This is a genomic window from Janthinobacterium sp. SUN128 (genome assembly GCF_030587275.1).
GTDB classification, from domain to species: domain Bacteria; phylum Pseudomonadota; class Gammaproteobacteria; order Burkholderiales; family Burkholderiaceae_D; genus Janthinobacterium; species Janthinobacterium lividum.
Genome location: NZ_JAPWHY010000001.1, coordinates 2,325,695 through 2,347,406, shown reverse-complemented (window position 1 = coordinate 2,347,406; position 21,712 = coordinate 2,325,695). Strand labels below are relative to the sequence as shown.

Genomic DNA, 21,712 nt, shown 5'->3' with positions numbered 1-21,712 from the left:
AATGAGATTTTACGGACCAAAAAACAACTTTTCGACATGCGCGGCTTGTTCCCGCGCCTGTGGAGCGGGCATAGGAGACGCGTCCCAAGGGAGGCGGATCAGCCGGGAATCGGCGTGCCCTGGTGAAACGCCATTTGCCAGCGGCCATCGCGCCACTTCCACAGCGAACTGCGCAAGCTGGCGCTCGCGGGTAGGGCGCTGCTGGCGTGCCGCTGCGAGCGGTAGGTAACGAAGGCAACATCCTCGGCCAGCAAGCGGGCCTGGAAATCGCTGATGCTGCGCAGGCAAAAATCTTCTGCCGGCAGATCTGCCAAGGTCGCCGCGCGCGTCCAGAGATTGCCCGAGCTGCCGAATTCGAAGAACTCGTCGGCCAGCAGAGCTGCCAGCCTGGTGCTGTCAGCCCGCACCGCCTGGCTTTGCAGCGCCGCTTCCAGCGCCTGCAACTGCGCCGCCAGGTGTGCGTTGCCTTGCGGACTGTCCTGCGTGCGGTCCATTGCCAAGGTCTTCAGATGGGAAACGCGCCGGCGCCCGATACATTCAGGCAGGCGACCTTGTCGCTGGAAAAATACTTGATTTGTCCCAGGCCGATGGCATAGCAGCCGTCACTGAGCGGGGAAATGGGGCCGGTGAGTTTCTCACCGCTGGTCAGGGTCACCACCCACGGCGTGGTGGCCGGTTTGCCCGCGTGGGTCAGGGCGTGTTGTACCAAGTCTGACATGTTGCCTCCGTTGGAAATCAAAACCCGATGATAGCAGTGTCGCGCCGCCGCTGGTTTGCCGCTACGCGGGCCTGGTGCCTTACGTGTCGGCCAGCAGGTTTTTCGGCAGGGCCACCGACACCAGCTTCCAGTGCCACAGGCCGTCGCGCGCCAGGGTCAGCTCGCCGATATGGCTTTTGCTGTGCGCGCGCTGCACCACGACGCTATCCCAGGAGGTGTAGCGCAGTTTGTAGTCGGGTTTGGTAGTACGCTTGCGGCCGCTGATATCGCTGACCTTGGCGATCGGTTTTTCATAGCGGTCATTGAGCTTCATCAAGGCGACGATGCCCTCGGGCATCAGCATGGTATCGAGCAAAGGGTCGATGACGTCGGGGCTGATATCGTCGGCCACTTCCGGCGCCGAGAACAGGGCATGCAGTTGCTGCCCCAGGCTGCCGCGCAGCTGGGGCAGGTCGATATGCGCGGCCAGGGCCTGCGTATCCTCGTCCATCGTGGCCGTGCGTATCTTGTTCATGGTGAAATACGGGCTGCCATAGAAAACGCCGGCCAGCGCGACCAGTGCCACTACAGCAAGAAGCATCATTCTTTTCATTGTGCAATCTTTTGGATGCCTGGCGACCCGGTGCGCCTGAAGTGTTGGCATTCTACATAATATTTCCCAAAATCAATATGGTAGTTTAGGTAAGTGTTGTTTTAGATCAAGTTTCGTCAGAGTAATTCTGGCGGCAAGGTAATGTCCGTCAGTTTCCAGTCCCAGATGCCATGGCGGCGCAGCAAAAACTGGCTGGCGGCGGGGCCGGCGCCGCTGCGCCGCAGCACCACTTCGTTCCACGAGCGGTAGGCCATGCCAAAGTCGTGGCGCTTGCCGTCCGCCCCCTGCTTGCCGTGCAGGATCAATACCGTAATGCCGGGCGGCGAGACGATGGTGTCGAGTATTTCCTTGAAATCGTCTTCGTTGGCCGTTTCGCCGGCCGCCCGCAACTGGCGCGCCACGCTGGCGCGCACGGCGGGCAGGTCGGCCTGCTGCGCCAGGGTTTCCAGGCGCACGGATTTCGCCGCGATGCTGATGCGGTACATGGCGATATAGGGGCTGACCCAGGTGAAGCCGATGGCGGCAACGGTAAAAATGATGGCGGTGGCGTACTTTCTTTTCATGGTCCGTGTTTTTGTATGAGCTGTGCCGCCGTGATTTTACCCGGCCAGGGGTGACGGATGGTGTAGCATTCGTGCCGGCGCGGACCATCGCGCCGCAATATTGAGGACAACCATGAATATCACTATCAATCAGGTGCTGCAGTCGTATATCGATCCGCTTACCGTCAGCGAATACGCGGCGCTCGAGCGCAGCCTGCTGGCCGAAGGCTGCCGCGATGCGCTGGTGCTGTGGAACGACGTGCTGATCGACGGGCATAACCGCTACGCCATCTGCCGCCAGCACGGCATCGAATTCAAGACCATCCAGAACACCAGCTTTACCTCGCTCGACGACGTCATGCTGTGGATGATCGACAATCACCTGGCGCGCCGCAGCGTGTCGGACTTCCAGCGCGGCGTGCTGGCCCTGCGCAAGAAGGAAATCGTCGCCGCGCGCAGCCCGGCGCCCGTCAGTGCCCAGGATGCGCCGGACGGCGAAAACGCGCCGAAGCCGGCCATGAGCACGCGCGAAGAGGTGGCCAAGGCGGCGAGATTGAGCAGCAACCAGATCAGCCAGATCGAGAAGATCCAGAAGGCCGCTTCGCCGGAACTGGTGGAAGCCGTCCGCTCGGGCACGATTTCCATCAATGCGGCGGCCACCGTGGCGTCCCTGCCGCCGGAAGAGCAGGTGGCGGCCGTCGCCGGCGGCAAGAAATTATTGCGCCAGGCGGCCAAGGAAATCCGCGAACAGCGCGCCGCCACGCGCACGCCGCGCGAGCCGAAGGTTCATGTATCGCAGGACACGCCGGAAACGGGCAACGAGCCGTGGGCGGAGAACGCGGCCCAGGCGCCGTCCGAAGCGGAGCGCCTGCGCGGCGAGATCGCCAGCCTGAAACAGAAAGTGGCGCAACTGCAGGCGGAAAATACCGAATTGAACCAGCGCATCGCCGCGCTGATCGATGCATCCTGATTGCCGACTTGATTCTGGAGTAGTGCATGCTGCATAGCCGTACCCTATTCGCCGCCATCGCCTGCGGCATCGTTGCCGTTCCTCCCGTGCTGGCGGCATCCAGTCCCGACATGGCCCGCTGGCAGGCGCAGGCCGTCAATGTCAGCATCGCGCGCGACACGTGGGGCGTGCCCCATGTGACGGGCAAGAGCGATGCGGATGCCGTCTTTGGCCTGATGTATGCGCAGGCCGAGGACGATTTCCCCCGCGTGGAACTCAATTACATCAACGCCATGGGGCGCCTGGCGGAAGTGGAGGGCGAGCGGGAACTGTACCGCGACCTGCGCATGAAGCTCTTCATCGAGCCAGCCGACTTGCAGGCGCAGTACCGCGCCAGCCCGCCGTGGCTGCGCAAGCTGATGGACGCCTTTGCCGATGGCCTGAATTTTTACCTGGCCACGCATCCGCACGTCAAACCGCGGTTGATCGCGCATTTCGAGCCGTGGATGGCCTTGAGCTTCAGCGAGGGCAGCATCGGCGGCGATATCGAATCGGTCAACCTGGCGCAGCTCGAAGCGTTCTATGGCCAGCAAGCCAGGCCTGCCGCCGTGGCGCTGGCCAGCATCGAGACCGGGTTGGATCCTGAACCCAGCGGCTCGAACGGCTTCGCCATCGCGCCCGCCATCACGAAAAACGGCCATGCGCTGCTGATGATCAATCCGCACACCTCGTTCTACTTCCGCCCCGAAGTGCAAGTCACCAGCGGCGAAGGCTTGAACGCGTATGGCGCCGTCACCTGGGGCCAGTTCTTTGTCTACCAGGGTTTTAACGACCGTCTCGGCTGGATGCATACCTCGGGCGGCGGCGATGTCATCGACGAATACCTGGAAAGCATCGTCGACCGGGATGGCGCATGGTTCTACCGCTATGACGGCGGGCTGCGTCCCTTGAAGGCCGTGCCCATCACCTTGCCATATAGACTGGCCGATGGCGGCATGGGCGCCAAAACCATCACCGTCTACTACAGCCACCACGGCCCCATCGTGCGCGCGCTGGACGGTAAATGGGTGGCCGTGCGCCTGATGAACGAGCCGTTGAAGGCGCTCATGCAGTCGTACACGCGCACCAAGGCGCGCGATTACGCGGCGTTCTACAAGACGATGGAGCTGCGCACGAATTCGTCGAACAATACGGTGTATGCGGATGCGGATGGCAATATCGCCTATTTTCACGGCAATTTCATCCCCGTGCGTGACCCGCGCTTCAACTGGAAGCAGCCTGTCGATGGCCGCGACCCCGCCACGGAATGGAAAGGGCTGCACACGGTGGCGCAAACCATCACCCTGTTCAATCCGAAGAATGGCTGGATCCAGAACACGAACAACTGGCCGTATTCGGCGGCCGGCGCCAACAGCCCGCGCCAGCACGACTATCCCGCCTACATGTCCGTGTATGGCGAAAACGCGCGCGGCCTGCATGCCGTCAAGGTTTTCCAGAACAGGACGGGTTTTACCCTGGACAGCCTGATCGCCGCCTCGTACGACAGCGAACTGACGGCGTTCGAATCCTTGCTGCCGCCGTTGTTCGCGGCGTACGATGCGCTACCGGAGAATTCGCCGCAAAAGCTGGCGCTGGCCGACAAGGTGGCTTTGCTGCGTGCCTGGGACTGGCGCTATTCGCTGACGTCCACCGCCACCTCGCTGGCCGTGTTCTGGGGCCAGGAGCTGGCCGAGCTGGCAGGCAAGCAGGCGCGCGAGCAGGGCGTGCCCGTGGTCGATTTTCTGGCGACGGACAGGGTCCCGGCCGACCAGCGGCTGGCGGCACTGGCCAGTGCCGCCGATAAGCTGCGGCGCGATTTCGGCAACTGGCAAACGCCGTGGGGCGAGATCAACCGCTACCAGCGCCTGACAGGCGACGTGGTGCAGCCATTCGACGATGCGCAACCGAGCTTGCCCGTGCCTTACGCGTCGGGCAACTGGGGCGCGCTGGCCGCTTATGGGCAGAGCAGCAAGAGCACCACGCGGAGGATCTACGGCGAGCGTGGCAACAGCTTTGTGGCGGCCGTGGAATTCGGCCCCCGCATCAAGGCGAAAAGCATCCTCGCCGGCGGCCAGAGCGGCGCCCCGAAGTCGCCCCACTTCCAGGACCAGGCGGCCATGTATGCGCGCGGCGAATTCAAGGAGGTGCTGTTTTATCCCGAGGACGTGGCCAGGCACCTGGAACGCAGGTACCGGCCGGGGGAGTGAACGTTGCTGTTCATGGCAACAATGTGTCGGATTACGCTTCGCTAATCCGACCTACGGTACTGGTCCTGGGTTGATCTGAAATATCAAATCGCGTCGAGCGCCGTGCGCAAGTCATGCCGCAGGTCTTCGATGTCTTCGATGCCCACCGACAGGCGGATCAAGCCGTCGCCTATGCCCAGTTTTGCCCGCTGTTCGGGCGGGATGCTGGCATGCGTCATCAGGGCGGGGTGTTCGATCAGGCTTTCCACGCCGCCCAGGCTTTCGGCCAGGGCGAACACCTCGCAGCGTTCGAGGAAGCGCCGCGCGCCGGCCAGATCCGTATTGAGGTCGATGGAAATGATGCCGCCGAAACCATCCATCTGGCGCCGCGCCAGCGCATGCTGCGGGTGCGATTCCAGCCCCGGATAAAACACCTTGCGCACTTCCTTTTGCTGCTCCAGCCACTGCGCCAGCGCCAGGGCGCTTTCGCAATGGCGCTGCATGCGGATGGCCAGGGTTTTCACGCCGCGCAGGGCGAGGAAGCTGTCGAACGGCCCCGCAATCGCGCCCACCGAGTTTTGCAAAAAGCCCAGCTGCTCGCGCCACTCCGCCTGGCGCTCTTCCGCGCCGACGATGGCGATGCCGCCGATGATGTCCGAATGGCCGTTCAAATACTTGGTGGTCGAGTGCACGACGATGTCGAAGCCATGTTCCAGCGGGCGCTGCACCAGCGGGCTGGCGAAGGTGTTATCCGCCACGGCGATGATGCCCCGTGCGCGGCAGATGTCGGCAATCGCCCGCAAATCCGCCAGTTTCAGCATCGGGTTGGTGGGCGTTTCCACCCACACCATTTTCGTTTCCGGGCGCAGCGCGGCCAGCAGGTTTTCCGGATTCGTCAAATCGACATACGTGAACTCATGGCCGGCCGAGCGGCGGCGCACCCGCTCGAACAATCGATACGTGCCGCCGTACATATCGTCGCCGGCGACGATATGGCTGCCCGCATCCAGCAATTCCAGCACGGACGAGATGGCGGCCAGGCCCGAGGCAAACGCGAAGGCGGCGCTGCCGCCTTCCAGGTCGGCCACGCAGCGCTCGAGCGCCCAGCGCGTGGGATTGTGCGAGCGGCCGTAGTCGAGGCCTTTGTGCACGCCGGGGCTGTCCTGCACGAAGGTGGAGGTGGCGTATATGGGCGGCATGATGGCGCCCGTCGACGGGTCGGGCGACTGGCCGGCGTGGATGACGCGCGTGGCGAGGCGGCTTTTGCGGGGAATGTGCTGGCTCAAGATAGTGTCCTGCGTAAGTGGTTGAGAAGGTCGAAGCGGGTGATCAGGCCATAGAAGGCAGTATCGTCGGCGACGACGGCCGTCAAGCCCCGGTCCAGGGTGGTGCGCAGGGCGGGCAAGCCGCTTGAGGGCGCCAGGGTTTCGATCTGCGTCGTCATGGTGGCGCCCACCAGACCCGCGAAATGGGCGGCGTCGCCCGAGACGTGCAGCAGCAAGTCCGATTCGTCGATAATGCCGACCAGCTGGCCGCCATCGATGACGGGCAGTTGGGCCAGGTCGCTGGCACGCATGCGGTTGAAGGCCGTCAGCAGGGTGTCGCCCGGCGCCACGCTGACGACATCGCCCTCGTCGTAGCGGCGCCCGATCAGGTCGCGCAAGTCGCCCGACACGGCCCGCTGCAACAAGCCCTGGTCGCGCATCCAGCCATCGTTATAGACTTTGGATAGATAGCGCGTTCCCGTGTCACAGACAAAGGTGACGACGCGCTTCGGCGTGGTCTGTTCGCGGCAGTATTTGAGGGCGGCGGCCAGCAACGTGCCGGTGGACGAGCCGCCGAGGATGCCTTCGGCGCGCAAGAGGGCGCGCGCGGAATCAAAACTTTCCTGGTCGCTGATGGTGTAGGCCTTGGTGACGCTGTCCATGTCGGCGATCGAGGGGATGAAGTCTTCGCCGATGCCTTCGACGGCCCACGAGCCGCTTGTGTCCGATACCTTGCCCGTGTCGATGTATTCGGTGAGGATGGAGCCTTGCGGGTCGGCCAGCACGAATTCCAGCTTCGGCTGCGCCTTGCGGAAATAGCGCGTCAGGCCCGTCAGGGTGCCGGATGAGCCGACGCCGACGACGATGGCGTCCACGTCATGGCCGCTTTGCTCCCAGATTTCGGGCGCCGTCGTCGTTTCGTGGGCCAGCGGATTGGCGGGATTGTTGAACTGGTCGGCAAAGAAGGCGCCCGGCAGTTCGCGCGCCAGGCGCGCCGCGTAATCCTGGTAGTACTCGGGATGGCCCTTGCCCACGTCCGAGCGCGTGGTGTGCACTTCCGCGCCCAGGGCTTTCAGGTGCAGCACTTTTTCCGTCGACATCTTGTCGGGCACGACGAGAATCACGCGGTAGCCCTTGATGCGGCCGACCAGCGCCAGGCCGATGCCCGTGTTGCCGGCCGTTGCCTCGACGATGGTGCCGCCCGGCTGCAGGCGGCCGTCGGCTTCGGCCGCTTCGATGATGGACAGGCCGATGCGGTCCTTGATGGAACCGCCGGGATTTTGCGATTCCAGTTTCAGGAACAGCTGGCACAGGCCCGTGTCGAGCCTGGTCACTTCGACCAGCGGGGTATTGCCGATCAGCTTGTATAGCGCTGGCGGCTGGGGTGGGGATGGCATTCGATCATTCATGGTGGCTCCTGTCAGAGAAACAGCCGCCCGGGATTGTGTCCCGAGCCGCCTTCCGTGCCGCGCAGTGTAGGCGGGTGGACGAGTGCGGCGAACGAATGTTTGCATGCTTGCATATGCGCTTTGCGCATATCGGCTGCAGCGCGGCAACAGCGTGCGCGCTTCGAGTATGCGCCGTTTTTTTCCCGCTTGCCGCACCAATGACGCGACTATTAAGCTGCCGCAAGCCCGCCATTGCGATTTATAATCACGCCTCGAAAAGGAACTAAACAGTATCCTGAAAACCAGACAAACAGGGCAGGCGGCAGTGGCAAAACTTTATTTCCGGTATTCCGCGATGAACGCGGGCAAGTCGACGGCCTTGTTGCAGGTCGCGCACAACTATGAAGAGCAGGGCCAGCGGGTACGCCTGTACACGGCCGCCATCGACAGCCGCTACGGCGTGGGTAGAGTGACTTCGCGCCTGGGTCCGCAGCGCCAGGTCGATATCTTCCATGCCGACACGAATTTCCTCGACGATATCCCCCAGGTCGCCTGTTTGCTGGTGGATGAGGCGCAATTTCTCAGCACGGCCCAGGTGCAGCAGCTGCACCAGCTGGCGCAAGTGAAGGGCGTGCCCGTCATCTGCTACGGCTTGCGCACGGATTTCAAGGGCGAGCCGTTCCCCGGCTCGGCCTATCTGCTGGCGCTGGCCGACGATATCGAGGAATTGAAGAATATCTGTACTTGCGGCAAGAAGGCCACGATGAACATCCGCGTGGATGAGCAGGGCCGCCGCATCAAGGAAGGCGAACAGATCAGCATTGGCGGCAACGAGAGTTACCGCCAGGCATGCGGGCGCTGTTTCTACTCGTAAATCTACTCGTAAATTATTCGGCGACGGGCGCGCCTACATCGGCATCGTCCGCCAGCGCCAGATCGCCCCGCTCGAAAGCGGCGAGGATGTCATTGGCGCGCGCCACGTCGTGTTCGCGCACCAGCACGCGGGCGCCGCCGATGGCGGCTGCCAGCAGCATGTCGGCCTGCATGTGCTGGTCGTCCGTCAGCAGCACGTCGATGCCGGCCGCCGCCAGGCAACCGCGGATGACGTGCGCATCCGTGGGGATCATCAGCCGGGCAATTAAAACGTAGTCGTCGTGCATGGTCTCTCCTGGCGCGGTGGTATGCGCCATCTTAGCACCGGACCCGCTTTTACAGCTTGAACACGCCTACCACCTGGTTCAGCTCCTGCGCCTGCTCCTGCAAGGCGTCGGCCGCCGCGGCCGCTTCTTCCACCAGGGCCGCATTCTGCTGGGTTACCTGGTCCATCTGGGCGATGGCCTGGTTGACTTGCTCGATGCCGCTGCGCTGCTCTTCGCTTGCCTGCGCGATTTCGGCCATGATGGTGCTCACTTGCTGCACGCTGGCAACCACGGTGTCCATGGTGGCGCTGGCCTGGTTCACTTGCGCGTGGCCCAGGTCCACCGTGCTGGCGGATGCCTGGATCAGGTCCTTGATGTCTTTCGCCGCTGCCGTCGAGCGCTGCGCCAGGGTGCGCACCTCGGTGGCGACGACGGCAAAGCCGCGTCCCTGCTCACCGGCGCGCGCCGCTTCCACGGCCGCGTTCAAGGCCAGGATATTCGTCTGGAAGGCGATGCCGTCGATGACGCCGATGATGTCGGCGATCTTGCCCGAGGAACTGCGGATGGCATCCATGGTGCTGGCCACTTGCGCCACGGCGGCGCCGCCTTCTGCTGCCAGGCTGGAGGAGTCGTGCGCGAGCCGGCTTGCCTGCTGGGCATGGTCGACGTTCTGGCGCACGGTGGAACTGAGCTCTTCCATTGACGCGGCTGTTTCTTCCAGCGAACTGGCTTGCTGCTCCGTGCGGCTCGACAAGTCCAGGTTGCCGCTGGCGATTTCACCGGATGCCGTGGCGATCTGCCCGGCGCTGCCGCGCACATTGCTGACCACTTGCGACAAGTTGTCGCTGATGCGGTTCATGGCGAGCAGCAGGCGGCCGATTTCGTCCAGGCTGCTGGTATCGAGGTGCACCGTCAGATCGCCGGCGGCAATCTGCGCGGCGGCCGTTTCGGCGGCGGCCAGCGGGCGCGACACGAGGGTGCGCACCAGCCAGTACAGCAGCAGGGCGAAGACGAGCAGGGCGATGAAGCCGGAAATGGCCAGCTGGTTGCGCATCTGGCGCGCTTCCAGGGTGATTTCGTCCGTAAACGTGCCGCCCGCGATGATCCATTGCCAATCCTTGAATTGACGGTAAAACAGCTGCTTTTCGCGCGCGAGGGCCGCCGTTTCGCCCGGCGCCGTCCACGTGTAGCGCATGGCGCCGTCTTTTTGCGCCAGCATTTCCTGGATGAACAGGCGGCCGTCGCTGGCCTTGAACTCGAGCGCGCTCTTGCCTTCGCTGTTCGGGTGCAGCACCAGGTGGCCGTAGTTGGCGCCGGGGGCCGTGTCGACGATATAGATATAGCCCGTCTGGCCGATCTTGACCTGGCGAATCTTCTCTTTCAGCATGGCCAGATTCTTGCTGATGTCCAGGCCGATGAACAGCACGCCGACCACCTTGCCGCCCGCATCGCGCACGGGATCGTACTGGGTAATATATTGCTTGCCAAATAAGGTGGCCATGCCAACGAAGCGCTGGCCGGCGCGCAGCGGTGCATAGCTGGGGTGGTTGTGGTCGAGCTGCGTGCCGATGGCCCGTTCGCCATCCTGCTTTTTCAGCGAGGTGCTGATGCGCACGAATTCATCGCCATTGGCGGCAAAAATGGTGGCGATCACGCCCGTTTGCGCCGTGTAGCGGTCGACCACGACCGTGTCGAGGTTGAGCACCTTGCCGCCGTTGGCCAGGGCGGGCGTGGCCTTGCCGGCCACGGCCACCATGGCACCCGCGTCGACCGTGAACGGGCCGGGAAATTCGGCCGCGAACAGGCGCGCGAAGCTGGCCGCCTCGTTGACCATGGCCGTGTGAAACACTTCCGTGGTGGTCATGACGCTATTGAGTTCGCTGGTGACGGCCGCTTCGGCGCGCTGTTCCAGCGCAGCCGAGGTGCGGATGCTGATCAAGGTCGTCAGGCTGGCGAGGATCAGGCTGACCAGGGCAAAGGTAAAAATGGTGATCTTGCCGCCGACACTCCAGTGGCGGGGGGAGAATGATTTTGTAGGCATAGTGTGAGTCTGGCAAAGGGTAATCAGCTCGGCCATTCCTGGTCATGACATGACACGCGGGGAGGTGATCTGGTGGGGAATACTGTTGAAACTGAGGCGCGCCGGCGTTGGGAGCCGCGCACAGGCAAGCTGGATTTCAGGGCGCGATGATAGCATGTTGCTTGCGTTTTGTTACTAAGTGTTTCCCGCAGGAATCAATTTTTCGCGTAAAAACATCATCCGTATCAAGGATAATAAAAACGGCCTATTGACTTTTTTGATTTCAATGGCGCGTTTGATCTTTGGCACCGAGGGGCGATGTAATTTTTCTCACGAATGTTTCACTTTGTAATGAATGAGACGCCGCCTTTAATTCGCGTTTAAGCTTCCAGGAAGAAACTGATATTCCATGGGAGACTGCCAGGCCGTATCCTGTAGAATAATATGCAGACCAGTCGTGTATTCCCCTTACTGTCTTGCTGGCTGGCGCATGCATGGCTGCGCCGCCTGGAATTGATTCAACTAATTTTCGGAGAAGCCGATGAAGAAGCAAATGATGCTGGTCACCCTGGTGCTTGCCCTGTCAGCCCACGCTGGCGCAGCCCAGACGGACAAGAGCGCCGCTCCTCCGCTACCCATGAAGCCGCTGGCCCAGCAAACGCAGGCCGCCTTGTGGGCATCGCGCGTATTGACGCGCGTCCATTACAAGGCCATGCCGCTCGACGACGCCATGTCGGAGAAGATCTTCGACCGCTATTTCAAGTCCCTGGACGCGGAAAAGCTGTTTTTCGTGCAGGCCGACATCGACCGTTTCGCGCCCTTGCGCACCAAGCTCGATGACGCCATCATCAATGAAGACCTGACGGCGCCGTTTGCCATCTATAACCTGTACCAGCAGCGTTTCGACGAGCGCATGGCGTATGCGCGTGAATTGCTGAAAACCAAGTTCGACTTCACGGCCGATGAGAGCTACCAGCTCGACCGCGAAAAGGCCGCCTGGCCGAAGAACGACGAGGAAGTGCGGGACCTGTGGCGCAAGCGCGTCAAGAACGACTGGCTGCGCCTGAAACTGGCGGGCAAGGAAGACAAGGCCATCCGCGAGACGCTGGACAAGCGCTATGAGAGCTACACGACCCGTGCGCGCAAGCTCAACAGCGAAGACGTGTTCCAGATCTTCATGAACTCCTACGCCATGTCGATCGAACCGCATACCAATTACCTGGGTCCGCGCGCTTCGGACAACTTCGACATCGCCATGCGGCTGTCGCTCGAAGGCATCGGCGCCGTGCTGCAGACGCGCGACGAATACACGGTGGTGCGCGAAGTCGTGCCGGGCAGCCCGGCCGGCTTGTCGGGCAAGCTGAAAGTGGGCGACCGTATCGTCGGCGTGGGGCAGGGCGAAAGCGGCCCCATCACCGAAGTGCTGGGCATGCGCATCGACGATGTGGTGCAGCTGATCCGCGGCGCCAAGGATTCCGTGGTGCGCCTCGACATCCTGCCGGCCGACGCCGGCCCGGACGCCAAGCACGTGGTCTTGCCGCTGGTGCGCAAGAAAATCAGCATGGAAGAGCAGGCGGCGAAGAAATCGATCATCGAAGTGCGCGAGAACGGCGTCAAGCGCCGCATCGGCGTCATTTCCCTGCCGACGTTCTACCAGGACTTCGAAGCGCGCCGCCGTGGCGACAAGGACTTCAAAAGCGCCACGCGCGACGTCAGCCGCTTGCTGGCCGAGTTGAAGAAGGACAAGGTCGACAACGTCCTGATCGACTTGCGCAACAATGGCGGCGGATCGCTGAATGAAGCCGTCGAACTGACGGGCCTGTTCATCGACAAGGGCCCTGTCGTGATGCAGCGCAACGCCGAAGGCAAGGTCGAAGTGGAAAGCGATACCAGCGCCGGCCTGGCCTGGGACGGCCCGATGGGCGTGCTGATCAACCGCGGCTCGGCATCGGCTTCCGAGATTTTCGCCGCCGCCGTGCAGGACTACGGCCGTGGCGTGATCATCGGCGAAGGCAGCTTCGGCAAGGGCACGGTGCAGACCTTGTTCAACCTCGACCGTTTTGGCGGCAGCGAGAAAGCCCGTTTCGGCGAGCTGAAAATGACCATCGCCCAGTTCTTCCGCATTAATGGCGGCACCACGCAGTTGCGCGGCGTCACGCCTGACATCAAGCTGCCAGCCATGTCGGACGCGGAAAACTTCGGCGAATCGAGCTATGACAATGCCCTGCCATGGGTGGCCATCAAGCCGGCGCCCTACATGCCGACGGGCGACCTGAAGGACATCGTGCCGCTGCTGGACAAGAAGCATGATGCGCGCGTGGCCAAGGACAAGGATTTCCAGTATTTGCTCGATGACATCGCCCTCGTCGTCAAGCAGCGCAAGGAAAACCAGATTTCGCTCAATGAAACCGTGCGCCGCAAGGAGCGCGATGCCCAGGAAGCGCGCGCCAAGGCCCGTGAAAAACGCCTGATCGCGCAGATTTCGAACCCTGCCGACGACCTGGTGGTCATTCCTGATCCGAAAGACGTGCTGAAGGGCGCGAAAGCGGCCAACAAGGCGGCCAAGCAGATTGCCGCCGTGAAAGGCGCCTTGCGCACCGACGACGGCTTGCAGGGCGACGAACGGGCCCTGAGCGCGGAACTGGACGCTGAAACGGCCGCGAAGAGCGCCAAGGACGTGCTGCTGAACGAAGCGGCGCGCATCCTGGCCGACGAAGTGGCACTGATCAAGGCCGATACCCGCCTGGCGTCCAAGGTCTTGCCGTATGGCGCGGATACCAAGGCAACACCGGTGACGGCGGCGAAGTAAGGCTTTTCACGCAGTAAAAAACCGGTTCCTTGCGGAGCCGGTTTTTTTTCGCCATCAGTTATCTGTCTGGTGTATTTCTATCATTCCAACAATCAATTGGATTGATATGCCGCGATGCAGCATAATTCACTTGTCTCCTCTATTCTCCTCCAAGAAAATAGATTCAGCCCGCTCTTTGTAGCGGGCTTTTTTTTGCCTCAGATTTTGTGCGTGGGCAGTTGCACGTCGGGCTGGGCAGCCAGCAGGGCCGTGATCCAGCCGGCAAACGCCTGCAGCTTGGGCGTGGCCAATCGGCCTTGCGGCGTCAGCAGGGACATGGGCATCGGCGTCGGCGAACAGCCGGGCAGCACGGCCACCAGGGAGCCACTGTCGAGATGCGCGCGTACCTGGTACATGGCCACCTGGGCCAGACCCAACCCTTGCAGGGCGCAATCGACGCTGGCGTCCGCGTCGTTGACGGCGATGGGGCCGGCCATCTGCACGCGCACGACCTCCTTGCCTTGCAGGAAATCCCAATCGAAGGCGCGCCCCGTGCGGCCCGAGTAATGCATGATGCCCCGGTGCACGGCCAGGTCGGCCAGGGTGTGCGGCGTGCCGTGCCGCGCCAGGTAAGCAGGGGACGCGCAGGTGACGAAGCGCATCAGGCCGACCTGCTTGCCGATGAAGGCGGAATCTTGCAAGGTGCCCACGCGCAAGGCGCAATCGATGCCTTCCTGCGTCAGGTCGACCAGGCGGTCTGTCAGACTCAGCTGCAATTGCACGTCTGGCCAGGCGGCGTGGAATTGCGCGATATGGGGAATGATCAGGCGCCGGCCCACCGTATTGGGCAGGTTAATGCGCAGCAAGCCGCGGGGTTTTTTCGCGTCAGGGCCACGGAAGGCCAGTTCCGCCGTGTCGACGGCTTTCAGGATATCGAGGCAATGGTGAAAGTACTCGGCACCTTCCGGCGTGAGGGACAAACGGCGCGTGGTGCGCTGCAGCAGTTGCGTGCCCAGGTAGGCTTCCAGCTTTTGCAGGGTGGCCGTCAGCGCGGCGCGCGGCAAATTCAAGGTTTCGGCCGCCTTGGAAAAACTGTTGGCCTCGACGATGCGCACGAAGGTCTGCATGGCCTTGATCTTGTCCATGGGATAGCTTTCATTGTTCATATTATGTGAAAAGTGTAGGGCGATTATGCCCTAATTATCTTTGCCCCGGCTTTGCATAAAATAGCGACATCCCTATCGAACCGAGGAAACAACATGAACAAGGCCTCACCTTCTGCTCCCCACTACATTGCGCCCGCCATGGTGCTGCTGCTGGCCATCGCTTCCGGCCTGATCGTCGCCAATCTGTATTACGCACAAACCCTCGTCGGGCCGATCAGCGCTTCGACTGGCCTGTCGGCCAAGGCGGCCGGGCTGATCGTCACCCTGACGCAGGTCGGCTATACCCTGGGCCTGCTGTTTGTCGTGCCGCTGGGCGACTTGCTGGAAAACCGTCGCCTGATCATCACTGCCTTGCTGGTGACGGCCACGGCCCTGGTGGTGGCGGCCCTTTCCACGGGTGCCATCGTGTTCCTGGCTGCCGCGCTGGCTATCGGCCTCGGTTCCGTGGCGGCGCAAGTGATCGTGCCGTTTGCCGCCCACCTGTCGCAGGAAGCGACGCGAGGGCAGACGGTGGGCAAGGTGGTCAGCGGCTTGTTGCTGGGCATTATGCTGGCCCGTCCCGTGGCCTCGCTGGTGGCGGCCCATGCCAGCTGGCATGTGGTGTTTGGCGGCGCCGCCGTGCTGATGGTGTTGCTGGCGCTGGTGCTGCGCCGCGCCTTGCCCGTGCGCCAGCCCGTGTCGAACATGCGCTATCCGGCCTTGATGGCGTCCTTGTGGCATTTGCTGCTCGGCACGCCCGTGCTGCGCCGCCGCGCCGCCTATCACGCTGGCCTGTTTGGCGCCTTCAGCCTGTTCTGGACCGTCACGCCACTGGTGCTGTCCAGCCCCGCGTTCGGCCTGTCGCAAACGGGTATCGCCATCTTTGCCCTGGTGGGCATGGCAGGCGCCGTCGCTTCGCCCATCGCCGGCCGTCTGGCCGATGCGGGCCACACCTTGCCGGCCACGGCCGCTGCGCTGGCGCTGGGCATCGTCGCCTTTGCCTTGCCGATGCTGGCGCCGGAGTCAAAGCATGTGGCGCTGGGGCTGCTGGTGGTCGCTTCCATCGTGCTCGACATGGGCGTGGCGGCCAACCTGGTGCTGGGACAGCGCGCCATCTTCAGCCTGGGCGCGGAAGTGCGGGGCCGCCTGAATGGCCTGTATTTCGCCCTGTTCTTTGCCGGCGGCGCGGCCGGCTCGGCCATCGGTGCCTGGGTGTACGCCAGCTATGGCTGGCAAGCGACCTTGCTGACAGGCATGGCGTTTCCGGGCCTGGCCCTGCTGGTGTGGCTGGGAGAATTTCTGCCGCAAGCCACACGCCGCACGGCGTGAAACCCTGATGGCGCCTCGTTATCACTGACAGGTATTTCTATCATCATGAAGATAAAGTGGCGTGATATGCCGCGATGCCGCAAGATGCACTTGTCTCCTCTATCTCCTCCAAGGAAATAGATTCAGCCCGCTCCCGCAGCGGGCTTTTTTTTGCCTGTTCAGATTAAATCACCACCAGATCGAGCGCCCGCATGAAGTTGGCCGCCTGCGCATGCGTGATGACGGCGCCCTTCAGCAGCGCCGCTTCGTTCAATTTGAAACCGTCGATATCGGCGCCGCGCAGGTCTGCGCCCTGGAACTTCGCCAGCTTGATCGTGGCGTTGCGCAGGCTGCCGCCTTCGAAGACGGCGTCGCGGAAATCGCAGCCGGCCAGGTAGGCGTCGGAAAAATCCAGCTGTTTGAGTATCGCCTTGCGGAACGAAAAGCCGCGCAAATCGGCGCCCACCAGCAGGCTGTCCTCGAAGGTGAGGCCCAGGTGGGCCACTTCCTCGAACGAGGCGCCCGTCAGCTTGCAGCCGCGGTAGGTGGCCGAAGCCAGCTTGGCGCGCCGCCATTTTGTGTTGTTCAGGTCGCAGCCTTCGAAGCTGGCATCGACGGCATCGACGGATTCGAAATCGGCGCTGCCCGCGCGGCAGCGGCGCCACGTGCTGCGCGCCAGCTTGCTGGCGAACATATTGGTGTCGGCAAAGGTGCAGCGCTCGAAGGTGCAGCCTTGCAAATCGAGGCGCGACAAATCTTCGCCGTCGAACGCGCAATCGATGAAGTGGCGCACGGGCAGGGCCAGCTGCTGCTCGATGCCGGTCCGGTCCAGGGTCATGCCAGTTACTGCGGTGTCGTGTGTTGCCATCCGTCTCATTCCTAAAATAGAAAGCAGGGGAGGGATGGCGCGGCGGAAAGATGCACGAACCAGAACACCTCCCCGGCTGGTGTAACAGCCAAGGGTCAGCGCCGTGGGTCCGCGTGGGCGGGAGCATGCTGGACGGTGCCAGGCACTTACCGGGTTACCAACCGGTGCGCTCATTTTCGATCAGCGCGTATTGTAGCGCGTCCGAATCGGCCTTGCCAGTTTGCGCAAGCTCGGGTTAGTATCGTTGCAGGTGCAGCCACTGCGCCAACGTCGCTCGGACGGATCCGGGCGCTTACGTACAGAGATAACCATGACCGACAGCCAAGCTCCGCGCAGCTTTTCGCGCATCAATCGCCTTCCCCCCTACGTTTTCAATATCACCGCCGAACTCAAGATGGCCGCGCGCCGCCGTGGCGAGGACATCATCGACATGTCGATGGGCAATCCCGATGGCGCCACGCCGGCCCACATCGTGGACAAGCTGGTCGAGACGGTGAAACGCCCCGACACGCACGGCTATTCCGCATCAAAAGGTATTCCCCGTTTGCGCCGCGCCATTGCACACTGGTACAAGAAGCGCTACGAGGTCGACATCGACCCGGACAGCGAAGCCATCGTCACCATCGGCTCGAAAGAGGGCCTGGCGCACCTGATGCTGGCGACGCTCGACCGTGGCGACACGGTGCTGGTGCCGAATCCCAGCTATCCGATCCACATTTGGGGCGCCGTCATCGCGGGCGCCGACATCCGCTCCGTGCGCATGGGGCCGGGCGTGGATTTTTTTGCCGAGCTGGAACGGGCGATCCGCGAAAGCTACCCGAAGCCGAAGATGATGGTGCTGGGCTTCCCATCCAACCCGACCGCGCAATGCGTGGAGCTGGAATTCTTTGAACGGGTCGTCGCGCTGGCGAAACAGCACAATATTCTGGTGGTGCATGACCTGGCGTATGCCGACATCACGTTCGATGGCTGGAAGGCGCCATCCATCATGCAGGTGCCCGGCGCGCGCGACGTGGCCGTGGAATTTTTCACCATGTCGAAAAGCTACAACATGGCGGGTTGGCGCATTGGTTTCATGGTGGGCAATGCGGAACTGGTGGCGGCCCTGGCGCGCATCAAGAGCTACCACGACTATGGCAGTTTCACGCCCGTGCAGGTGGCGGCCATCGCCGCGCTGGAAGGCGACCAGAGCTGCGTGACGGAAATCTGCGCCCAATACCAGCGCCGCCGCGACGTGCTGGTGAAAGGCTTGCATGAAGCGGGCTGGATGGTGGAAAAACCGAAGGCCTCGATGTATATCTGGGCGCATATCCCGCAAGCGTACCGCCACCTGGGATCGCTGGAGTTCGCCAAGCTGCTGCTGCAAAAAGCCAGGGTCAGCGTGTCGCCCGGCATCGGCTTCGGCGAATACGGCGACGAATACGTGCGCTTCGCCCTGATCGAAAACGAGGCGAGGGTACGGCAAGCGTTGCGAGGCATCAAGAATATGTTGCGTTCTGGCGACGGGAAAACGGAAGCGGCAGCATAAAAGTTGCCACATGGAATTCTTCGTTGCCCTTAATATCACCGTTGCGTATTTCTGACATCACGAATATAAAGTGGTTTTATATGCTGCAACGCGGCATCATTCATCTGTCTCCTCTATCTTCCTCCAAGGAAATAGATTCAGCCCGCTCCTGCAGCGGGCTTTTTTTTGCCTGTTATATTGGCTATCCCTCCCCATTTCCCGCAAACCGCCGTACCGCCACCTCCCACTGCTGCATCAGGCTGCCTGCCTGGTCGCGGCCGATGGTGGGCAAGAACGTCCTGTCGGCGCGCCAGTGCGACGCCAGCTCTTCCACGCCACGGTACTGGCCGATGGCCAGGCCCGCCAGATAGGCCGCCCCCAGGGCGGTCGTTTCAATCACTTGCGGGCGTACCACGGGGATGCCCAGCAGGTCGGCCTGGAATTGCAGCAGCAGGTTGTTGGCGCAGGCGCCGCCGTCCACGCGCAGTTCGGTGATGGGCGCTTGCGCGTCGCGCGTCATGGCATCCAGCAGGGCGGCGCTCTGGAAGGCGATCGCTTCGAGTGCCGCGCGGGCGATGTGGCCCACCGTGCTTCCCCGGCTCAGGCCCAGGATGGCGCCCTTGGCCGATGGCACCCAGTACGGCGCACCCAGGCCTGTAAACGAGGGCACGAAGACCACGCCGCCCGAATCGGGCACGGAGGCGGCCAGGCCTTCCGCTTCGCCCGCGTGGCCGATGGCGCCCAGGCCGTCGCGCAGCCACTGCACCACGGCGCCGCCGATGAAGACGCTGCCTTCGAGCGCATACGCGGGCTGCGTGCCCACCTGGCAGGCGGCCGTGCTGATCAAGCCATGCTGCGATTGCGCGCACTGCTCGCCCGTGTTGAGCAGCAAGAAGCAGCCCGTGCCATAGGTATTCTTGGCCATGCCCGGCGTGAAACAGGTCTGGCCGAACAGCGCCGCCTGCTGGTCGCCGGCGATGCCGCCGATGATGACGGGGCTGCCCAGCACTTCCGCATCCGTTTCGCCATACACGTGGCTCGATGGATGGACGGTCGGCAGCAGGCTGGCGGGAATGCCCAGCCAGTCGAGCAGCTGGGCATCCCAGCAGCCTTCATGCAGGTTCCACAGCATGGTGCGCGAAGCGTTGGTGACGTCGCTCACGTGCAGGCGGCCGCCCGTCATCTTCCATGCCAGCCATGTGTCGATGGTGCCGAAGGCCAGTTCGCCGCGCATGGCCCGCGCGCGGGCGCCGGGCACGGCGTCGAGTATCCAGCGCAGCTTGGTGCCGGAAAAATACGGGTCGAGCACCAGGCCCGTTTTCGCGTGGATGGCGCCGGCCAGGCCCCGCGCGCGCAAGTCCTCGCACAGCGCTTCCGTGCGGCGGTCTTGCCAGACGATGGCGTTGTAGACGGGTTCGCCCGTGGCGCGGTCCCACACCACCGTCGTCTCGCGCTGGTTGGTGATGCCCAGCGCGCCGAGGGCATCTGCCTTCAGGCCTGTCTTGGCCAGTACTTCGCGGCAGGTCGCCAGCTGGCTGTGCCAGATTTCCATCGGGTCGTGTTCGATCCAGCCCGGTTGCGGGAAGAGCTGGCGAAATTCGCGCTGCGCCACGGCGACGATGGCGCCCGTTTCATCGAACACCATGCTGCGCGAACTGGAGGTGCCCTGGTCGAGGGCCAGCAAATACGTCATGCCGCCACCTCTTGCGCCAGATGGGCCGCCAGCCACTGCTGCAGGCGGGCCACGTCGGCCGGCGCGCAGCGCAAACCCAGTTTACTGCGCCGCCACAGGATGTCGTCGCTGCTTCTGGCCCATTCCACTTCGATCAGATAGCACGCCTCGGCCTCGTACAGGCCGGGCGCCAGCTGCGCGCCCAGGTCGGCCATCGAAGCGGCGCCCGTCAGCAGGCGCGTGGCGCGGCTGCCGTACGCGCGCGCATAGCGGCGCGCCAGCGCGGGCGGCAGCCAGGCGTGGTCGCGCTGGAAGCGGGCGAGGAAAGCGTCGAAATCATGGCTGTCCACCAGTCGATTCTCCTGCTGCAGGTCGCCGCCGGGCAGGGGCGCGTGGGCCGTCCACGCCGGGGCGCCATTCTCCAGCAGGGGCGCCAGCAAGCCCAATGCTTCCTCGGCCAGCTTGCGGTAGGTAGTGATCTTGCCGCCCCAGATATTGAGCAGGGGCGCGCCCGTCGCCGCGTCGCCGCGCGCCACTTCCAGCAGGTAGTCGCGCGTGACGGCCGACGCGTTCTGCGCGCTGTCGTCGAGCAGGGGGCGCACGCCCGAATACGTCCACACGACGTCGGCGGGGCCGATCTCGCGCTTGAAATAGCGGTTCGCCGCCTGGCACAGGTAATCTATCTCCGCCTGGCTGATCTTCACCTGGCTCACTTCCCCCTTGTATTCCTCGTCCGTGGTGCCGATCAGGGTAAAGTCATCCTGGTAGGGAATGGCGAAGATGATGCGCTGGTCCGGGTTCTGGAAGATATAGGCGTTCGGATGCTCGAACAGGCGCGGCACGATGATGTGGCTGCCCTTGATCAGGCGCAGTCCCTGCGTCTTGCCGCCGCCGGCCGCACCGGCAAATTGCGCCGTCCACGGTCCCGCCGCGTTGACTATGGCGCGTGCAAGCAGCATCTTGCGCTGGCCATCCTCGGCTTGCAGGGTGGCGTGCCAGGCGCCGCCATCGCGGCGCGCATCGATGCAGGCCGTGCGCGTGAGGATGTGCGCGCCGTGCTCCTGCGCATCGAGCGCGTTGAGCACCACCAGGCGCGCATCGTCGACCCAGCCGTCGGAATACACGAAGCCCTTGCGGTAGCCGGCCTTCAGCGGCGCGCCCGCCGCGTGCTTGTCCAGCGCGATGCCTTGCGAGGCGGGCAGGAAGGCCCGCTTGGCCAGGTGGTCGTACAGGAACAGACCCGCGCGTATCATCCAGGCGGGGCGCTGGGCGGCGTCGTGCGGCATGACGAAGCGCATCGGCCACATGATGTGGGGCGCGGCGCGCAGCAGCACTTCGCGTTCCTGCAGCGCCTTGCGCACCAGTTTGAATTCATAGTATTCGAGGTAGCGCAGGCCGCCGTGTATCAGCTTGGTGGATGCGGACGAGGTGTGCTGCGCCAGGTCGTGCTGTTCGCACAGCACCACGCGCAAGCCGCGGCCGGCCGCGTCGCGCGCGATGCCGGCGCCATTGATGCCGCCGCCGACGACCAGCAGGTCGCAGTCGGCGGGCAGGGAGGAAAAGCGGGAAGCGGACATGGAAGGTTC

The 21,712-nt window shown here is 63.3% G+C and carries 18 protein-coding genes; 6 read left to right on the top strand and 12 right to left on the bottom strand.

Annotated features, from left to right (window positions below; genetic code table 11):
- Window positions 1-98: 98 nt before the first annotated feature.
- The 4 genes from O3297_RS10630 to O3297_RS10615 all read right to left on the bottom strand — a co-directional run bounded on the left by O3297_RS10630 (window position 99) and on the right by O3297_RS10615 (window position 1,873).
- Window positions 99-494: a nuclear transport factor 2 family protein gene (locus O3297_RS10630; RefSeq protein ID WP_305048649.1), complete on the bottom strand. Its 396-nt coding sequence runs from the start codon at window positions 492-494 to the stop codon at window positions 99-101.
- 11 nt (window positions 495-505) lie between these two features.
- Window positions 506-718, bottom strand: a complete 213-nt coding sequence (locus O3297_RS10625; protein ID WP_092605562.1) for a hypothetical protein — start codon at window positions 716-718, stop codon at window positions 506-508.
- Window positions 719-797: 79 nt separating this feature from the next.
- A complete protein-coding gene (locus O3297_RS10620) occupies window positions 798-1,301 on the bottom strand; it encodes a DUF2939 domain-containing protein (protein ID WP_305048648.1) in 504 nt (167 codons plus the stop codon).
- 125 nt (window positions 1,302-1,426) lie between these two features.
- On the bottom strand, window positions 1,427-1,873 hold the full coding sequence (locus O3297_RS10615; protein ID WP_305048647.1) for a DUF2939 domain-containing protein: 447 nt from the start codon (window positions 1,871-1,873) through the stop codon (window positions 1,427-1,429).
- Window positions 1,874-1,985: 112 nt separating this feature from the next.
- On the opposite strand from O3297_RS10615, the gene O3297_RS10610 reads away from it, so the two are divergent.
- On the top strand, window positions 1,986-2,822 hold the full coding sequence (locus O3297_RS10610; RefSeq protein ID WP_211550375.1) for a hypothetical protein: 837 nt from the start codon (window positions 1,986-1,988) through the stop codon (window positions 2,820-2,822).
- 26 nt (window positions 2,823-2,848) lie between these two features.
- Window positions 2,849-5,047: a penicillin acylase family protein gene (locus O3297_RS10605; protein WP_305048646.1), complete on the top strand. Its 2,199-nt coding sequence runs from the start codon at window positions 2,849-2,851 to the stop codon at window positions 5,045-5,047.
- 83 nt (window positions 5,048-5,130) lie between these two features.
- On the opposite strand, the gene O3297_RS10600 is transcribed toward O3297_RS10605, so the two are convergent.
- Window positions 5,131-6,312, bottom strand: coding sequence for a PLP-dependent aspartate aminotransferase family protein (locus tag O3297_RS10600; protein WP_305048645.1), 1,182 nt, complete (start codon window positions 6,310-6,312; stop codon window positions 5,131-5,133).
- Entirely contained in the window at window positions 6,309-7,700 is a 1,392-nt protein-coding gene (locus O3297_RS10595; protein ID WP_370385393.1) for a pyridoxal-phosphate dependent enzyme, read from the bottom strand. Before O3297_RS10595 ends, O3297_RS10600 begins: the two co-directional genes overlap by 4 nt.
- Before the next feature lie 304 nt (window positions 7,701-8,004).
- Between O3297_RS10595 and O3297_RS10590 the strand changes: the two genes are divergently transcribed.
- A complete protein-coding gene (locus O3297_RS10590; RefSeq protein ID WP_305048644.1) occupies window positions 8,005-8,553 on the top strand; it encodes a thymidine kinase in 549 nt (182 codons plus the stop codon).
- Between the two features lie 13 nt (window positions 8,554-8,566).
- Here the strand turns inward: O3297_RS10590 and O3297_RS10585 are convergent, their stop codons facing one another.
- Entirely contained in the window at window positions 8,567-8,839 is a 273-nt protein-coding gene (locus tag O3297_RS10585) for a putative signal transducing protein (RefSeq protein WP_070256715.1), read from the bottom strand.
- Window positions 8,840-8,888: 49 nt separating this feature from the next.
- Window positions 8,889-10,859: a methyl-accepting chemotaxis protein gene (locus O3297_RS10580; protein WP_305048643.1), complete on the bottom strand. Its 1,971-nt coding sequence runs from the start codon at window positions 10,857-10,859 to the stop codon at window positions 8,889-8,891.
- A gap of 520 nt (window positions 10,860-11,379) precedes the next feature.
- On the opposite strand from O3297_RS10580, the gene O3297_RS10575 reads away from it, so the two are divergent.
- Window positions 11,380-13,647, top strand: a complete 2,268-nt coding sequence (locus O3297_RS10575) for a carboxy terminal-processing peptidase (protein WP_305048642.1) — start codon at window positions 11,380-11,382, stop codon at window positions 13,645-13,647.
- 197 nt (window positions 13,648-13,844) lie between these two features.
- Here the strand turns inward: O3297_RS10575 and O3297_RS10570 are convergent, their stop codons facing one another.
- Window positions 13,845-14,771: a LysR family transcriptional regulator gene (locus O3297_RS10570; protein WP_305048641.1), complete on the bottom strand. Its 927-nt coding sequence runs from the start codon at window positions 14,769-14,771 to the stop codon at window positions 13,845-13,847.
- Window positions 14,772-14,885: 114 nt separating this feature from the next.
- Here O3297_RS10570 and O3297_RS10565 point away from each other — a divergent pair, with 114 nt between their 5' ends.
- Complete coding sequence (locus O3297_RS10565) at window positions 14,886-16,100, top strand: MFS transporter (protein WP_305048640.1); 1,215 nt, start codon at window positions 14,886-14,888, stop codon at window positions 16,098-16,100.
- A gap of 163 nt (window positions 16,101-16,263) precedes the next feature.
- Here the strand turns inward: O3297_RS10565 and O3297_RS10560 are convergent, their stop codons facing one another.
- The gene (locus tag O3297_RS10560) at window positions 16,264-16,947 is read right to left on the bottom strand and encodes a pentapeptide repeat-containing protein (RefSeq protein WP_370385392.1); all 684 of its coding nucleotides are present in this window, start codon (window positions 16,945-16,947) and stop codon (window positions 16,264-16,266) included.
- A gap of 310 nt (window positions 16,948-17,257) precedes the next feature.
- On the opposite strand from O3297_RS10560, the gene alaC reads away from it, so the two are divergent.
- Entirely contained in the window at window positions 17,258-18,475 is a 1,218-nt protein-coding gene (alaC, locus tag O3297_RS10555; protein WP_081345639.1) for an alanine transaminase, read from the top strand.
- 181 nt (window positions 18,476-18,656) lie between these two features.
- On the opposite strand, the gene glpK is transcribed toward alaC, so the two are convergent.
- Both glpK and glpD read right to left on the bottom strand, forming a co-directional pair.
- Window positions 18,657-20,147: a glycerol kinase GlpK gene (gene glpK, locus O3297_RS10550; protein ID WP_305048639.1), complete on the bottom strand. Its 1,491-nt coding sequence runs from the start codon at window positions 20,145-20,147 to the stop codon at window positions 18,657-18,659.
- Window positions 20,144-21,703 (bottom strand): glycerol-3-phosphate dehydrogenase, encoded by a 1,560-nt coding sequence (glpD, locus tag O3297_RS10545; protein ID WP_305048638.1) that lies wholly within the window; start codon window positions 21,701-21,703, stop codon window positions 20,144-20,146. Before glpD ends, glpK begins: the two co-directional genes overlap by 4 nt.
- Window positions 21,704-21,712: the final 9 nt, after the last annotated feature.

Coding starts and splice junctions, on each gene's coding strand:
- O3297_RS10585 (WP_070256715.1), bottom strand. CDS start 8,839: ATGCACGACGACTACGTTTTAATTGCCCGGCTGATGATCCCCACGGAT.
- O3297_RS10575 (WP_305048642.1), top strand. CDS start 11,380: ATGAAGAAGCAAATGATGCTGGTCACCCTGGTGCTTGCCCTGTCAGCC.
- O3297_RS10630 (WP_305048649.1), bottom strand. CDS start 494: ATGGACCGCACGCAGGACAGTCCGCAAGGCAACGCACACCTGGCGGCG.
- O3297_RS10610 (WP_211550375.1), top strand. CDS start 1,986: ATGAATATCACTATCAATCAGGTGCTGCAGTCGTATATCGATCCGCTT.
- glpK (WP_305048639.1), bottom strand. CDS start 20,147: ATGACGTATTTGCTGGCCCTCGACCAGGGCACCTCCAGTTCGCGCAGC.
- O3297_RS10580 (WP_305048643.1), bottom strand. CDS start 10,859: ATGCCTACAAAATCATTCTCCCCCCGCCACTGGAGTGTCGGCGGCAAG.
- O3297_RS10595 (WP_370385393.1), bottom strand. CDS start 7,700: ATGAATGATCGAATGCCATCCCCACCCCAGCCGCCAGCGCTATACAAG.
- glpD (WP_305048638.1), bottom strand. CDS start 21,703: ATGTCCGCTTCCCGCTTTTCCTCCCTGCCCGCCGACTGCGACCTGCTG.
- O3297_RS10560 (WP_370385392.1), bottom strand. CDS start 16,947: ATGGCAACACACGACACCGCAGTAACTGGCATGACCCTGGACCGGACC.
- alaC (WP_081345639.1), top strand. CDS start 17,258: ATGACCGACAGCCAAGCTCCGCGCAGCTTTTCGCGCATCAATCGCCTT.
- O3297_RS10620 (WP_305048648.1), bottom strand. CDS start 1,301: ATGATGCTTCTTGCTGTAGTGGCACTGGTCGCGCTGGCCGGCGTTTTC.
- O3297_RS10605 (WP_305048646.1), top strand. CDS start 2,849: ATGCTGCATAGCCGTACCCTATTCGCCGCCATCGCCTGCGGCATCGTT.
- O3297_RS10570 (WP_305048641.1), bottom strand. CDS start 14,771: ATGGACAAGATCAAGGCCATGCAGACCTTCGTGCGCATCGTCGAGGCC.
- O3297_RS10615 (WP_305048647.1), bottom strand. CDS start 1,873: ATGAAAAGAAAGTACGCCACCGCCATCATTTTTACCGTTGCCGCCATC.
- O3297_RS10565 (WP_305048640.1), top strand. CDS start 14,886: ATGAACAAGGCCTCACCTTCTGCTCCCCACTACATTGCGCCCGCCATG.
- O3297_RS10625 (WP_092605562.1), bottom strand. CDS start 718: ATGTCAGACTTGGTACAACACGCCCTGACCCACGCGGGCAAACCGGCC.